The sequence below is a fragment of the Microcoleus sp. Pol17C6 genome (assembly GCF_036701145.1).
GTDB lineage: Bacteria > Cyanobacteriota > Cyanobacteriia > Cyanobacteriales > Microcoleaceae > Microcoleus.
Window position 1 is genome coordinate 20,785 of sequence record NZ_JAUBQH010000048.1, and the last position, 15,917, is coordinate 36,701.

Consider the following 15,917-nt stretch of genomic DNA (forward strand, 5'->3'; position numbering starts at 1 on the left):
GTAATTGGGAATGGGTAATTGGTAATCGGTAATCGGTAATCGGTTAGTTTTTAATTTTCATCACCAATGCCCAATGCCCAATGCCCAATGCCCAATTACCAATTAAGGATAGAAAGCTAATTGTGGCAAACCCAAAGTTTCTTCCCAACCCATCATCAAGTTCATGCACTGGATGCCTTGACCGGCTTGTCCCTTAATTAAATTGTCGATCGCCGATAGCACAATCACCCTGTCAGTACGCGGATCGACTTCGATGCCGATATAACAAAGATTCGTGCCGCAAGCCCATTTTGTTTGCGGATAAACTCCAGCCGGTAACACTTTTACCCAAGGACAATTGCGGTAAAAAGCACTGAAAATTGTGATTAAATCTTCCCGCACCAAACCCGGATCACGCAAAGTTGCGTACACAGTCGCCAGAATTCCCCGCACCATCGGAATGAGGTGGGGAGTAAACTGAACTTTAATATCGTGTCCCGCTAAATCGCTGCAAATTTGCTCGATTTCTGGCGTGTGGCGGTGGCGGCCAACGCCGTAAGCGCCCAGAGAACCCTCTGCTTCAGCCAACAAGAGATTAACTTCGGCTTTGCGGCCCCCTCCCGAAGCACCGGATTTGGCGTCGATAATTGCTGTTTCTGGCACAATGAGGCCTTGTTTGAGCAAAGGTGCCAGGGCTAACAAACTAGCAGTGACGTAGCAGCCGGCACAGCCTACTAACTGAGCATCTTTAATTCGATCGCGATACAATTCTGGCAAACCGTAAACAGCCGTTGCAGCCAGTTCAGCGTCTGATCGATCCCCGCCGTACCAAGCTTTGTAAGTTTCCAGATTTTCAAATCGGTAATCAGCCGACAAATCCAAGACTTTGCAGCCTTTTTCTATCAGCGTCGGTGCCATTTTGCAAGCTAAACCGTTCGGCAGGGACAGAAACACAACTTCACATTTTGCCGCTATTTTGTCGAGGTCGATCGCCTCGACTGTCAAATCAATGCAGTTAGTCAGATGCGGATAAAGGCTGGAAAAAGGTTTTCCCGCACTGCTATCCCCGCCCAAATAGACTACTTCAGCCGCTGGGTGATCTGCCAGCAGTCGCACAAGTTGCACGCCGCCGTACCCTGAAGCGCCGATAATTCCTACAGGCACACGTCCAACATCTCCCATTTTCCTTTATCCCCTCAGCCGTTGAAGTCAAAAACGCTTGAACTTTTGCTGCATTGTAGTACCAAACGCCAACTTTGGTGGCAAAGAATTGTGTTGTTTTGTTTTGGAGGTGCATTTTTGTTAATTTTCGGCTGTTTGACCGATCGCCAAAACCCTAAAATTAACAAACTGATGTGCGATCGTGCTATAAAAAACTTACTTTAACCCATCCCCAAACCGGAGATTAACATTTTTCCCTCGAAGCTCGAACCTCGAAGCTCAACATCCATCCGTTAAATCTGTTAAATCTTGTACACGGCTTCGTTGCCGAACTTCCTATGGGCATAGTTGTAGAAAACGTATCAAAACAGTTTGGCAGTTTCCAAGCACTCGATCGAGTCAGCTTAGAAATTGAATCTGGTTCCCTAGTCGCATTGCTTGGCCCGTCTGGTTCCGGCAAGTCTACACTGCTGCGACTGATTGCGGGTTTAGAAATGCCCGACTCCGGCAAAATCTGGCTGACAGGCCAAGATGCGACCAATACTAGCGTCCAAGACCGCAAAATTGGGTTCGTGTTTCAGCACTACGCGCTATTCAAGCACATGACAGTGCGAAAAAACATCGCTTTCGGGATGCAAATTCAGAAAACACCACCCGCGAAAGTCAAATCCCGGGTAGAAGAATTGTTGAATTTAGTGCAATTGGCAGGATTGGGCGATAGATACCCGTCGCAACTTTCAGGAGGCCAGCGACAGCGGGTGGCCCTCGCCAGAGCCCTGGCTGTGGAACCGAAAGTGTTACTGCTAGACGAACCTTTTGGAGCTCTCGATGCCAAAGTTCGCAAAGACTTGCGTGCTTGGTTGCGGCGACTGCACGACGAAGTACACGTTACCACAGTCTTTGTGACGCATGATCAAGAAGAAGCGATGGAAGTTGCCGATCGAATTACAGTAATGAATAAAGGTAAAATCGAACAAGTCGGCACACCCGCAGAAATTTACGACCATCCCGCTAGTGCTTTCGTAATGAGTTTTATCGGTCCCGTCAATGTATTGCCCAGCAGTTCAAGAATGTTTCAAGACAACGGCTTTGACTCAGCCAACCCAGAGATTTTCTTGCGCCCTCACGACGTAGTAATTGAAACTACAGAAAATAGCGCAACAGTGCCTGCAAGAATCAGTCGCTTGATTCATTTGGGATGGGAAATTCAGGTAGAATTAACCTTAGATGACGGTCAAGTAGTAAACGCTAATTTGACTAGAGAAAGATTCGATAGCTTGAACTTGCAGCCCCAGCAAAGAGTGTTCGTAAAGCCGAAAGATGCCAAGTCCTTTCCACTTTTTTATTCCATCTAAGAGCAATTCTGAAAACTCAAGCTAAATTTAGATTGGATACTGCCTTTCCAAGAATGTGGCGCGGTGCGGTGTCTCTACAAAAAAAAATCTAGGGACACGGCACCGCGCCCTGTCCCTAATCTTTTATACTGACAAGTGTCCGCTGACTACTGCGCGCTGAGTTAGTCTTTAATTTTGTTGACAGCTTTTTTGACTTGTTGCTCAAAAGATGTAGCTTGTGTATTGGAAGGATTTTTCATTTTTTCAATGTCAGCGTCTCCCTGAACTTCGTTGGGTCCTTTGCTGGCTTTTTCTTGAGTTTCTTCCAAGGACATTGGTTTTTTCAGTACAGCTTCTTGAGATTCTTTTTCAATTCCTAAAAGTTGGTCTTCACCTTTGGTGGGGCTGCTAGTAACTGCAAAAGCCGGGAAAGCATTAGAAACAAACATCAAGGCACAAAAACAAACAGCTATTAAAGTGCGGACTAAACGCTTGGCAGGGAAGTTAAAGCTGATAAAAGACATACAAAATTTCTCCGTTTTTAGAAGTTTTGATCGCTAAGATTGTTAACAGGCTGAAGCTCACTCATATTCTGCACAATCTTTAACTCAATTTTGATAAAAGCAACCGTTGCTTTCTTTCAAACTGAGCTAATATATAATATTTAGCTGAAAAAGCTGGTATTTGAAATCCTTCTCAGGGAATATTTCTAGATGACTGGCGTCGGTCGCCCCAAGACCTTTATGTAGAAGGCACTTGTGTAGAATCAAAAAAATTCTCTATAAGTGCCTTCGGATGCGCCTCACATAGCGGTATCAATCTCAGTAACTGGTTTTATCGTGGCGTGGGGGCGGGTTTATTTAGCCTGTTTGCAATGTGAGAGGGCGCTTGAGTGAACCCGCAGAGCGGTTTGTTGAAAATATTGCAAGATACAAGATATGAGATGCGCCCGACTATCCACTGACTAATGACTAATAACCAATGGCTGCTGCTGTCGCACGGGAACTTGATATTTTGCTAGATAAGTTTTAATTTCTCCTACACTGAGTTGCCCGTAATGCAGCAGGGAAGCCAGCAGGGCTGCTTCTGCTTTGCCCTCAGTCACGGCTTCGTAGATGTGGTGACAGTTGCCGGCGCCACCGGAAGCAATGACGGGAATTTCGACCATTTCGGCAATGCTTCGAGTTAATTCCAAATCGTAACCTGCTTGAGTGCCGTCCGAGTCCATGCTTGTCACCAGAATTTCGCCGGCGCCGCGCTGTTCGGCTTCCTTTGCCCAGGCGATCGCATCTTTTCCGGTATTTTCTCGCCCTCCGCGCACGTACACGTCCCAACCAGGATTATCTGCGTCTTTCCGTTTGCGAGCGTCGATCGCCACTACAATGCACTGATTACCAAATCGATCGCTGGCTTTGTCAATTAAACTCGGATCGCGCACCGCCGCCGAATTAATACTCACCTTGTCTGCGCCCGCCCTCAATAAACTTTTAATTGTGTCTAAGGATTGGATACCGCCGCCCACAGTCAAAGGGATAAATACTCGATCGGCCGTTCGGTACACCACATCGATCATAATATTCCGGTCTTCGTGAGTCGCTGTAATATCCAGAAACACCAACTCGTCAGCACCCGCATCATTGTAAACCTGAGCCATTTCTACCGGATCGCCAGCATCCTTAAGGTTGACAAAATTGACACCTTTGACCACGCGACCGGCTTTCACATCCAGACAAGGTAAAATTCTTTTCGACAACATACAATTCTCTTCCTATTTAACTTACTCGGCGGGAAGTGTCCCGCTATAACTGTACTCATCTTAGCGGTGAGATGAAAGCCAGGGTAGTTTTTTCCCGTCCTGTTTGTGTTCTGGACTCCTAGCTGGAGAACGAGTTAAACAGGCAAGAATTAACCAATCTCTCAGCTATCACAAGACGGTAACAATCAATAAAATTCGTTTTAAAAATTTGATAAATCCTCATAAATTTCGCAACGATTGCCACAACCAAGCAGTCAAAAGCGATATCTATGGCATTTAGCAGCTTACTCTAGCATAGAGGATTTTTACTCTTAGTGGTTCCCTACGCTCCTCACCAACAGTTAATCTCAGAACAAAAGACCTTAATCCGTCTGATTCGGGGCCTGCTAGAAAATTATTAAAATTATTCAAAACGTTTCTGCTGGAATGGACTTTGACACGCTCCTTGCTGTTGTACCCGATTTATTAAAAATCGCTGATGGTCATAAGAATGGCGGGATATCAAGTACGCACTTTTCTAAAAATTGTTTTTTACAGGGAAAGTAGGAACACTCGTTTTACTTTGGAAGTATCACTTCTGCTGGCAGTATAATAGTAAAAGTAGATCCCTTACCCACCTCGCTTTCAACGAACGTATCTCCACCCATAATCCGAGACAAATTTCTAGTAATTGCTAACCCTAATCCAGTACCCCCATACTGTCGTGTAGTTGAAGCATCAGCCTGGGTAAATGGTTGAAACAGTTTTTCTATTCGTTCTGGAGCTATACCAACGCCAGTATCACTTATCTTAAATAAAATATAGGGAATGGCTGATTTCTGTTCTTCTCCCTCGGCTATTCCAGATTTTCTATATTTTTTTTCTACCTTAATAGTAATTTGACCTTTTTTGGTAAATTTGCTGGCGTTACTAAGCACATTAAATAAGCTCTGACGTACCTTAGTTAAGTCGGTTTTCATATCTCCCAAATTGTCTTCATAGTTAACTACCAATATATTAGCATTCTTCTCCACCAGTGGCTTAATCATCATGATGACTTCCCTAATTAAATCTGAGATATCAACGGTTTCTAAGTAAAGTTCAACCTTCCCAGATTCAATTTTGGACAAATCAAGAATGTCGTTAATTAGTCCAAGTAAATGTGTGCCTGCACCGTGAATTTTTTTCAGGTCTGGGATAAAAAAATTTTGCTCTAAATCTTCGGCTTCTTCTTGCAACATTTCGCTATAGCCAATAATCGCATTGAGAGGGGTACGAAGTTCATGGCTCATGTTGGCGAGAAACTGGCTTTTGGCAATGTTTGCGGCTTCGGCGGCTTCTTTAGCTGCTAATAATTCCACAGTCCGTAATTCAACTTTTTCTTCTAGGAGTTGCTTCTGTTGTTCGAGCTTTTTAGTTAAATTATATAATTTTAAATGAATTCTAATTCTCGCTAAAACTTCTTCACTTTGGAAAGGTTTAGAAATATAATCTACGCCTCCCACAGATAATCCATTGACTTTATTATGTGAATCTGATAAAGCACTTAAAAAAATTATTGGAATTTCGCAGGTTAAGGGATTAGCTTTCAATCGCCGGCAAGTCTCAAAGCCATCAATACCGGGCGGCATCATTATATCTAATAAAATTAGTTCGGGCGGGTGATATTCTACTTGTTCAAGCGCCGTTTCACCATCAATAGCAACGGAAACTTGATAACCCACGTCGGTCAATATGTGGGCTAGAACTTCTAGGTTATTGGGATTATCATCTACAATCAAAATAGATTGATTGTCTAAGTTTTCAGTCATACATAATTTACTGGGGATGGGATACATAAATTTACAACATTTTTGGGGTTAGGGAGTATTTAGGTATTTCTCTATGTAAGTTCGCACCTGTTTAAGCTTGAAAGCTTTAGCCAATTCGCGCAGATTTTGAATAAAAGGGATAAACTGCTTGTCTATACGTTCAATCCTCGTCAACTCTTGTAGTAAATCGTTAATCAATCCCTTACGACTAAGATTATACAAGATTAGCAAGTCATCATGGGAAGGTGGCACAATCTCAACCACTTGTTTTGTCAATTCTCTTGTGGTTTGCGGTTGTAACTTATCTTCATATATCCATTCTAATTTCAGGAGAGATTTGATCGTATTTAAGAGGCTATCAGCTTCGATAGGTTTGGGCAAAAATTCATTAGCTCCAATCTCTATACTTTTTTGCATATCTGACTCGAATACACTGGCTGAAGATACGATAACTGATAAATTAGCAGATGATGCTAATTTTCGCAAACTTTTCACCATTTCATAGCCATCCATAATCGGCATAACAATATCCGTAATAACCAGATTTGGCTGAACCTCAGCAATTTTATCTAGTCCTTCTTGACCATTTTCAGCCTCAAAAAGTATAAACCCAATAGGGCTGAGTAAATTGACAATAACAGAACGGTTTTCCCAATGGTCATCTACTACTAGAACTTTGGGCGGATCGCCCTTAAAACCAATAATAACACCCTGCTCAGAACTTTTAGAAGTTTTTGCCCATTCCTTAGCTTGGGGTAAATCTATCTCAAACCAGAAAACACTACCTTTTCCTAATTCACTTTCAACTTCCAATGTACTGCCCATCATATCAACAATCTTTTTGCTGATAGCTAATCCTAGTCCAGTCCCTTCGGATTGCTTTTTTATAGTACCAGACTGCTCAAAGGGCAAAAATATATTTTTAACATGATTGCTCGATATCCCAATTCCTGTATCTTCAACTTGGAATATAATTCGATATAAAGGTACTTCCCTAAACTCATCTTCCAAGAGTTTTGATTTAATTATAAATTTCACGCTACCTTGTTCCGTAAACTTAATAGCATTGCCTAATAAGTTAATCAATACCTGTCGCAATCGTTTTTCATCCGCAAAAATCCCAAGTGGGAGTTCACCTTCGATGGTATAGATAAAATCAATTCCCTTTTGATCAGCCCTGATCCGACAAATTTCAACTACTGCTTGCAGAAAAGCGGGAAAATGAAAATCTGTAGCATATATTTCCATTTTCTCGGCCTCGATTTTAGAAAAATCAAGGATATCGTTAATCAGAGTCAGGAGGTGGGAGCCACATTGGTTAATAATATTAATTCCTTTTTGATCTGACTCAACTATGTGTTTCGAGCGCTGGAGAATTTGGGCATACCCTAAGATACCATTGAGAGGTGTCCGCAGTTCGTGGCTCATATTAGCTAGAAACTCACTCTTAGCACGGTTAGCAGTATCCGCCACTTCTTTCGCGTGTTTAAGCTCTACAGTTCTGTCTTCAACTCGCAGTTCCAATTCCTCATTAGTTTTCGCAAGCGCAGCAAAAGATTCGCGGACTTGCTGAGCCATTTTGTTAAATAAATATCCCAAACGGCCCAATTCATTTTGGCGGTTTACATTAACTTGAACATCAAGATTTCCAGCAGCTATACTCTCAGTTGCTGCCATTAATTTATTGAGGGGTGCAGAAATTTCTCTCCCTAAAATTAAGAACACAATAATAATTTCAATCAGTAATGCACCTAGCCCTAGCACTAGAATCATACGAGCAGTAGCCAAGGCTTCTTGGGTGAGTAGAGATTTAGGGAAAACTGTGACCAAGTACCAATTTGGCTCATCAATTCTAGTAACACCCAAGTATTCATCATAGTCAGGATTGTCAATAATCATATTGTCCTGTTTATGAGTCTTGACTAATTCATAAATTCGCCGCAGATGAGCATCTCCTGATTGGGCGATGGAGAATTGCCCATTTCCCTTTTGAATATTTTGCATAAGTTCTGGGTGAGCTACTAGCCGCCCATCGGCTCGAAAAATCATATTGTATGTGCCTTTCAGTCCTTCATTAATAGTGCGTTTCTGCAAATCATCTATTAAAATATCATGGCCTAGTGTAGCAATATGCTTGCCATCCACATCTAATGGTGTCACACAGGATGCCATCCAAGCTACAGCTACTTGGTCGTAATAAATGCCTGTCCAGACTGTTTTGCGTTCTGGATCGTAGATAGGGCGGGTAATTTGGAATGACTCGTCATCTGTGACGCGGAACGATTCACTAGAAGGTGCTTTTAGCGACCAGGGATACTGGTGCATATACATAATCATACCATTCTCAGGAATTTGCGTATAGGTGTTAGCAAAGCGATTGCGCCATGCTGGGCCATAAGCATTTATTGTTTTATATAAAGCCACTATTCTTCGCTGCATCTCAGTATCAACATTAACATTTTTTCCGAGGAAAAGGCCCCCAGTTTTGTCGATTTGAAATAGTTCAGGCCGATTGCGAATTGAGCCATCTGGATATTTGACAAAGTTTTGATCAAATTCCACTTTTGGATCGCTATCTGCTTCTGCTTTTAGTTGATCTAATAAAGCTTGTTTGAGCAACTTATGGTTATCTTCAGCTAAGGTAAATATTGCTCTTTCGCGTTTGGAGCGTAATTTGATGTATTGCTCTAACTGCGTGAGTGAATTAGCAGTAATCCTTGAGATTATTTGGAAGTAGCTAATAGCGGTGGATGCGATAACAACCATCCCCATGCCAAAAGCTATCTTCAAGAGTGTTTGTTTGGTCAGGGATTCTTGGGGTCTATTTTTTTTGTTACGATTTTGGGAGATGATAGAGTCAGATAATTTTATTTTTTGGAACCAATGTATTTTCATTTTTTGTATTTTAGTAAATTTCCATCAAACTATGTCAAACTTTTATTCTCTTTATTCTCTAATACTCTCAATTAATTGTGAGATTTTTGTATGGTAACTGCCCCGTATTTTTTGCCATTAATGGGGTATGCACCGATCACTACCTACAATATTTGCACAAATCATTGAGTGGTAATAGATCACAGAAAACCTTGACGACGGAAGTAGGATAAATAAGCATTTAATACAGAATGATTAATGGGAGGACAGATAATATCAGTAGCTACCAGTCCATCCTGAGTGTTGCGGTCATCAAATTTTTGACATACAAAAGATGTGGTTTCGATAAAAGTTTTTTGGCTATTATTTATTTTTTTCATAAAGAGAGAAACCATGGGAGTTAAAGCATTATCGGGAGACATATTCAGTAGTTTTGCCTGCCACTGCGGGTAAGGAATAGAAGGGAGGACATAACCAAGGGTATTAAGATTCAAGATAAGTTCGTTCATTGTTAATACATGGGGACTTAATACATGAAATGTCTTGTTAAAAGACTCTGGTTGATGCGATAAATACCGCACCGCCTGAACTATATAATCCACAGGAGCGAGATTCATCTTGATATCTAATTCAGGGCCATACCCTAATTGAATCAACCCCTTGATTATCAAACAAATCGTATTACTGAGTTGAAAAGCACCTGTTTTGCTATGACCTGTCACCATTCCCAAACGATAGATGGAAACTGGTAAACCGCGATTGCGGGCAGCCATAACTAATTTTTCAGCCACCCATTTACTTTGAGCATAACCATCGGAATATCCTTCAGCGCTAAGTAAATCGTCTGTTTCAGCAATTAATTTCATACCATCATAGTTCGACGCTTGAAAGATATCCAGAGTAGAAATATAGTGGACAGGTGTAATTTTAGTCATGGTGGCTAGACGCAATATCTCCTTTGTCCCACCCACATTGGCATCCCGTAACGCCGTGTAGGGATAAACCAAATTGACATAAGCACCACAGTGATAAATCACTTCAACGATATCTGCTAATTCACTAAAATTTGGTGTCGATAGTCCCAAAAATGGCTTTGATAAATCTCCAATTATGGGGATAATTCTCCTACTAAATTCTTCTTCCCAAATTTCGTAATTTTGCAGAGTGCTACACAGTCGAGAGGTTGCGGATTCCAAATTATCAGCACGAACTAAACAATAAATAGTCGCTTGGGGATTATGCAGCAACAATTCATGCAATAGAAAAGCACCAACAAAACCCGTTGCCCCTGTCAAGAAAATGTGCTTCGGTCTAAATCGGGTAATTGTCAATGGGTGAATAGTTTCATCTAAGACTGCATCAGCCGATAAGTCAGCAATATTTGTTTCAAAAATCGCCGTAGATCCCGAAGACTGCACAGCCTCAATTACTTCACCTAATCCAGCAATTGTCGGAGATTTGAAGAGGCAATCTAAAGACAATTCTACTGGGAAAGCTTGCGATACTCGATTTAGTAATAAGGCGGCGCGTAATGAATTTCCGCCTGACTCAAAAAAGTTGTGATGGATGCCAATTTGCACTCCTAAAACAGAGGCCCAAATTTCAACCAATTGTTTCTCTATTTCCGTGCGTGGAGCAACAAATTTTTCAACATTATCAAGAGTTGGGGCCGGTAGTGCTTGCCGATCTATTTTACAATTAGGTGTTAATGGCAAAGCCTCCATAAAGACCACAATCGCAGGAATCATGTACTCAGGCAATTTTTCTTTGAGCATTGCTCGAAAGGCTGCTGAACTCTGCTTTAATTCTGGTGAATTCAACACTACATAAGCAACTAAGTAATCGTGTTCATGAGCATTATTACTAACAACAACTACCACATCCTTCACCGCAGGATTATCGAAGCAGGCTGCTTCAACATCTTTTAATTCAATTCGGTGTCCCTGAATTTTGACTTGGTAATCACTGCGCCCAATAATCGCAATATTACCGTCTGGAAGATAACGAGCTAAGTCACCTGTCTTATAAAGACGACCGCCCGGTTCATTGTTAAAAGTATCCTCAATAAACCTTTCCTGATTTATCTCTGCACGGTTAAGATAACCTCTTGCTATTCCCATACCACCAATGTAAATCTCTCCCTCAGATCCGTCAGTAACAAGCTCAAGATTATCATTGTGAGAATGGCGTGGATACTTGAACAGATAGATTTGAGTATTTAAAATAGGGCGACCAATTGGTATAGTTTCCTCACCTGCTTCTACTTGATGAATGGTTGACCAAATAGTTGTCTCAGTCGGCCCGTACATATTCCAAAGGGAGGAACTTCGCTCTAGCAATTGATTAGCTAAGTGTCGATTGAGAGGTTCTCCTCCACAAAGAATTTTTAAATTGCGATCGCCTTGCCAATTAACGGCTAATAGCATTTTCCATGTTGCAGGGGTTGCCTGCATGACTGTAGCGCCCGATTCAGTGATGGTTTTAGATAACTTCATTGGATCGATGGCGACTGCGCGACTAACAATCACAACGCGAGCACCAACTATTAACGGTAAGAAAAGTTCTAAAACAGCAATATCAAAAGATATCGTAGTGACTGCTAGTAGTACATCTTGTTCTGTCAATCCTGGTTCTGCTTTCATCGAGAGAAGAAGATTGACTACAGCAGCATGAATAATTTGCACGCCTTTTGGTTTACCAGTTGAACCAGATGTATATATTGTATAGGCTAAATTATCTGGCGTGACTTCGCTATCTAAATTATCTGGGCTGAATTGCTCAATTTCTTGCCAATCTGAGTCTAAACATACCACTCGCATACCATTTCTTTTAGGTAGGGAGCTGAGAAGATGGGTTTGGGTAATTAGTATCGGAAGCTGGGAGTCTTCCAACATAAAAGCTAACCGGTCTTCGGGATAAGTTGGGTCAAGAGGGACGTAAGCACTACCGGCTTTTAAGACTCCCAGAAGTCCGATTAACATATTCAGCGATCGATCAACGCATACTCCAATAAGCGTCTCTGAATTAACCCCTAAGCTTTTCAGATAATGTGATAATTGATTGGCTTTATTATTTAATTCTTGATAAGTTATTTTCTCGGCTTTAAAAATAGCAGCAACAGTATTGGGTGTTTGCCTTACTTGGAATTCTATTAACTTATGAATGCAGAAGTTTTCGGGGGTTCTCATTACAAATCTTGATAAATAAGTTGTTACGAACCTAGCTCACGACGCTCTGTAGGCTTTTAAGCATTGATTAGGTAGCCATTGCTGGTGCTTTACCGTTTTTATTGTGCTTGCAAAGCCAGTCATCAATGACACCAAACTTTTGGTCGTGGTAGAGGCTTACATAATTTACTAGACCTAATTATGTTCATCCGGAATAAAAGGAAAATTTAGGTAAATTTATAATTCCCTTCCGCACACTCAACTGTCACATCGGTTATTTCGAGTTGATGGCGGTAAATTAATCTCCGATTTTTAAGTAAAAATACTGAAAATAATAGTTGGTTTAGAATGATTATTACTCCCAGGAAGAATGACGATGATTACGATCGGACAATGCACAGTAAAAGATATCAGCTCAGAGACGGTTCCCTTAAACCATTGCCTGCTAACTTTTCCAGCTTGCTTGTTACCCCGCTAGCTCAGTTTGGCTTCAGAAAGTGCTATTTACCAGATGCGATCGCCCTGCCACCCAAAACTGCATCAGTTGAGTTCACTAAACCTATGCAGAGCATTCATCAACTTCTTTGAAGGACGGGCATCTTTCCCGAAGTTCTAGTCAACGCATGACCAGTAATCAATTCATTACCCCCAAAAAATACAAATTGTTTGTGATAAATTCCTCAATTTTCCTGGTAAGTTGGGGATTATTTTTGCTAGTATTAACCACAAAATCTCAAACAAAACATAAACCGTAAGCAGCATCAACTCTCTCGCAAACATCAAGGTTAAAATCATCGTTTTCAAGCTTGTGGAGTGCCATGAATCACGAACAAATGGCAAATGCTAGAGAGAACTTTCAGGAAAAACTCTCTATAAAAGTGGTGCAGGAAAACCAAGTCATTGTTGTTGAAAATATGGCAGTCAATAACTGGGTAAAAACTCACTTCTTAGCTAAAGTAATGAGCGATTGCGGATGGTCAAAATTGACCCTACCGTTGAAATACAAGGCTGAAAGAGACGGTAAAACTTACTTAGACATTGGTCGGTTTTTTGCACCATCGAGTAAGAGTTTCCACGTAGGTCTGAATCAGGTGGCTCGCCTTCTGTTGGAAGTGCGTAGCTGGACTTGTTGCAATTGCCAAACAAAGCACGATAGAGATGTGAACTCTGCTATCATTATTGGCGATGAAGGGCTTGGATTATTAGCGTTAGGAACTAGCACTACTGCCCATGGACAGAATGTAAGTTCGACGTTTGGAAGGAAATGTTCGATATGAGCGGCTGTTCCGGTTGAAATTGGAAGCTTACACCATAGGGAGTAGTGGACAGAACTCTGGATCTGCATACCAGCCCACACCCCCTACCCCCCGCCTAGCTCTACTGTGTACAGACAAGTTGATCGCTGACCCATATTGTAGAAACCCTGTTTCCTGGATTCTTGATTTCTCGTTTTGCCGAATCAATAACTTAAAATTCATGAAAATAAGCTTCCTTTCTGAGATTCATGCGAAACTTGGGTTTCAGGAATGGTGTTGAAAGATTTCGGACTTGTGTTTACACGCTAGCCCCCTAGCCAGAGAGCCATTTTCCCACTTTTTTCTGGCCCATCAAAATAAATAAAAGTTGTCTCCCCTTCGGGGCAGGCAGTATGATCAGGTACAATCTTGGTAGACAGTCTGTTTTTACTGCCTGCTTTGGTAGATCGAATCATAAATACCTTCGCTCGCTCGATCGAATTTATGGTTCACAAATCCTGCAGAGGCTAGGTGCATCGACGATGGACTAAAAAATCTAAAATCTGAAGTCTCAAATCTCAATTCGGTTAATTTTGTGTCGTTTCTAGGACTGTTGTGACGAGTGCAACCCAATCCACATATGGTACTTCGCACAGAAGGCGGCAATCGCTACTTGCCGCTCTCCGGCAGCAATTGCTGGACAGTAGGGCGGAGCGATGACAATAATTTTGTACTGACAGATCGCTGGATTTCCCGTAATCACGCGATGTTACAGCAAATGGAGACAGGAGAGTTCTACCTGATCGACTTGGGCAGCCGCAATGGTTCCTTTGTCAACGGGCGGCGGGTCAGTATTCCTGTCACTCTCAGAAATGGCGATCGGATTATTTTCGGTCAAACCGAATTGGACTTCTACAACCCAACCGCCGGCCATCGGCACGATCCACCAATACACGAGACAGACTCTGAAGATTTTACGGCGACTTTGACGGTGCGTAGCCTGATTAGCGTCATGGTAATGGACATCCGAGACTTTACAGTTTTGACTAGGCAGCTAGACGAAACCCTCCTCTCGGAAGTCATCGGCAATTGGTTCCGCAAAGCAGGACAGATCATTCGCGAACACGGCAGTTGGGTGGACAAATACATCGGTGATGCCATCATGGCGGTCTGGTTCCACAAAACCAGCGGTGTCAGCAGCGAGGAAATGATGCGGATTTGCCAAGCTTTGAGCGAACTGCACAAGGCAACAGACGAACTCAGCAGCCGTTACCCCCTGCCTTTTCCTTTGCGAGTCGGGGCCGGCATCAATACTGGTTATGCAATGGTGGGAAATTCTGGCAGCAGCGACCGATCGGACTATACCGCCTTGGGAGATACTGTAAACGCAGCATTTCGCCTGGAATCTTGCACCAAGCAACTCGGCAAGGATATCGCTGTGGGAGAAACTACCTACAAATACCTGACGCAATTGGGGGCCCAGGGCGCTTTCGAGCAGCACACCGTTGCTTTAAAGGGTTACGACACTCCCACCGTGACTTACGGCGGTACTTATGCTGATTTGAATGCTTTTCTCAAAACGAAAGGAAAAAGTTCTTGATAGCGAGAAAATTGGGTGCGGGGCAAAAATTAACCCCTTAAAATAGCAGTCCGAGTTTTTCATTTGCAGGGCCTTATATAAACTTGTCTGCGATGCTCAAAAGTCGGTCATTATCATATATTGTCCGCGTTGTCAATACCCCAATGTAAATTTTATAACAGCCCTCTACCTATTGCGGATTTATCTGAAAAACTGCATAAGCAAAATGGTAGTCTCTACATAAATGCTGTGTATGAAATTGGGAGACAAAACTTCATGAAACGATTGGGTCGTCTATTGGCAGTATTGGGCTTAGTGCTGGGCTGCTTTGCATGGGCTGGAGACCAAAGCGCGATCGCGGCGTCATTAAGCCGTATCGTCTTGCCATCATCCTCGCTCCTAGCTGTTGAAGCTCCGGCTAGAACCAATCGCGCCGATGAGAAGCTTGCCACAGAATACGGCAAAAAACTTGATTTGAACAACAGCGCCGTCCGGGACTTTCGGGAATTTCGAGGGTTGTATCCCACTTTAGCTCGACTAATTATTAAGAATGCTCCTTACGAAAATGTTGAGGACGTACTCAATATTTCAGACTTGACGGATGCTCAGAAAAAAGTGCTGCAAGCTAACATGGACAAATTCACCGTAACTGATGTTGAATCAGTCTTTATTGAAGGAGACAACCGGTTGAATAATGGTCTCTACGACTAGGTAGCAGCGGGTCTCATTTGAAGGCAGAAGTCATTGGGCAGAAGGCATTCGGCAGAAAGAAAATATTTTTTTTTCTATAGGCTGATGACTTCTGCCTTTAATTTCTGAACACTTACTTTCAACCACCATTGGGCAAAAGCCGACCAAAATTCGCTAGATTGAAATAAGCGGGTTCCCAAGATTCCTCTGTAGACTGAATTCTTTAATATAAAATCTAAAATATAAGCTCGCTCGACTGACATTAGTTCAAGTCCCCAGATTCATCTGTAGACTCAATTCTAAAATCTAAAATCTAAAATCTAAAATCTAAAATCTAAAATCGACTGGCGGC

Annotated in this window: 12 protein-coding genes; 5 read left to right on the forward strand and 7 right to left on the reverse strand. The window is 42.2% G+C overall.

Translation table 11 applies throughout. The features are described 5' to 3' along the window. Nucleotides 1-102 precede the first annotated feature (102 nt). Nucleotides 103-1,161 carry an N-acetyl-gamma-glutamyl-phosphate reductase gene (argC, locus tag QUA25_RS21165; protein WP_333041095.1) on the reverse strand — a complete coding sequence of 353 codons (1,059 nt, stop codon included), beginning with the start codon at nucleotides 1,159-1,161 and terminating at the stop codon, nucleotides 103-105. Nucleotides 1,162-1,478: 317 nt separating this feature from the next. Here argC and QUA25_RS21170 point away from each other — a divergent pair, with 317 nt between their 5' ends. Beyond that, the gene (locus tag QUA25_RS21170; RefSeq protein ID WP_333041096.1) at nucleotides 1,479-2,495 is read left to right on the forward strand and encodes a sulfate/molybdate ABC transporter ATP-binding protein; all 1,017 of its coding nucleotides are present in this window, start codon (nucleotides 1,479-1,481) and stop codon (nucleotides 2,493-2,495) included. A 161-nt stretch (nucleotides 2,496-2,656) separates the two neighbouring features. Here the strand turns inward: QUA25_RS21170 and QUA25_RS21175 are convergent, their stop codons facing one another. The 5 genes from QUA25_RS21175 to QUA25_RS21195 all read right to left on the reverse strand — a co-directional run bounded on the left by QUA25_RS21175 (nucleotide 2,657) and on the right by QUA25_RS21195 (nucleotide 12,082). Beyond that, nucleotides 2,657-2,998, reverse strand: coding sequence for a low temperature-induced protein (locus tag QUA25_RS21175; protein ID WP_333041098.1), 342 nt, complete (start codon nucleotides 2,996-2,998; stop codon nucleotides 2,657-2,659). Nucleotides 2,999-3,438: 440 nt separating this feature from the next. Further along, the gene (gene hisF, locus QUA25_RS21180; protein WP_333041100.1) at nucleotides 3,439-4,230 is read right to left on the reverse strand and encodes an imidazole glycerol phosphate synthase subunit HisF; all 792 of its coding nucleotides are present in this window, start codon (nucleotides 4,228-4,230) and stop codon (nucleotides 3,439-3,441) included. A 557-nt stretch (nucleotides 4,231-4,787) separates the two neighbouring features. Further along, nucleotides 4,788-6,020 (reverse strand): hybrid sensor histidine kinase/response regulator, encoded by a 1,233-nt coding sequence (locus QUA25_RS21185; RefSeq protein WP_333041101.1) that lies wholly within the window; start codon nucleotides 6,018-6,020, stop codon nucleotides 4,788-4,790. 48 nt (nucleotides 6,021-6,068) lie between these two features. After that, nucleotides 6,069-8,915, reverse strand: a complete 2,847-nt coding sequence (locus tag QUA25_RS21190) for an ATP-binding protein (protein ID WP_333041102.1) — start codon at nucleotides 8,913-8,915, stop codon at nucleotides 6,069-6,071. Nucleotides 8,916-9,094: 179 nt separating this feature from the next. Then, entirely contained in the window at nucleotides 9,095-12,082 is a 2,988-nt protein-coding gene (locus QUA25_RS21195; protein ID WP_333041103.1) for an amino acid adenylation domain-containing protein, read from the reverse strand. A gap of 327 nt (nucleotides 12,083-12,409) precedes the next feature. Between QUA25_RS21195 and QUA25_RS21200 the strand changes: the two genes are divergently transcribed. The 4 genes from QUA25_RS21200 to psbU all read left to right on the forward strand — a co-directional run bounded on the left by QUA25_RS21200 (nucleotide 12,410) and on the right by psbU (nucleotide 15,586). Further along, a complete protein-coding gene (locus QUA25_RS21200; protein ID WP_333041105.1) occupies nucleotides 12,410-12,649 on the forward strand; it encodes a hypothetical protein in 240 nt (79 codons plus the stop codon). A 230-nt stretch (nucleotides 12,650-12,879) separates the two neighbouring features. Beyond that, nucleotides 12,880-13,338 (forward strand): zinc ribbon domain-containing protein, encoded by a 459-nt coding sequence (locus QUA25_RS21205; RefSeq protein WP_333041106.1) that lies wholly within the window; start codon nucleotides 12,880-12,882, stop codon nucleotides 13,336-13,338. Between the two features lie 598 nt (nucleotides 13,339-13,936). After that, nucleotides 13,937-14,896 carry an adenylate/guanylate cyclase domain-containing protein gene (locus tag QUA25_RS21210; protein ID WP_333041108.1) on the forward strand — a complete coding sequence of 320 codons (960 nt, stop codon included), beginning with the start codon at nucleotides 13,937-13,939 and terminating at the stop codon, nucleotides 14,894-14,896. 255 nt (nucleotides 14,897-15,151) lie between these two features. Then, entirely contained in the window at nucleotides 15,152-15,586 is a 435-nt protein-coding gene (gene psbU / locus QUA25_RS21215) for a photosystem II complex extrinsic protein PsbU (RefSeq protein ID WP_006635850.1), read from the forward strand. Between the two features lie 74 nt (nucleotides 15,587-15,660). Here the strand turns inward: psbU and QUA25_RS21220 are convergent, their stop codons facing one another. After that, entirely contained in the window at nucleotides 15,661-15,828 is a 168-nt protein-coding gene (locus QUA25_RS21220; RefSeq protein ID WP_333041111.1) for a hypothetical protein, read from the reverse strand. Nucleotides 15,829-15,917 lie beyond the last annotated feature (89 nt).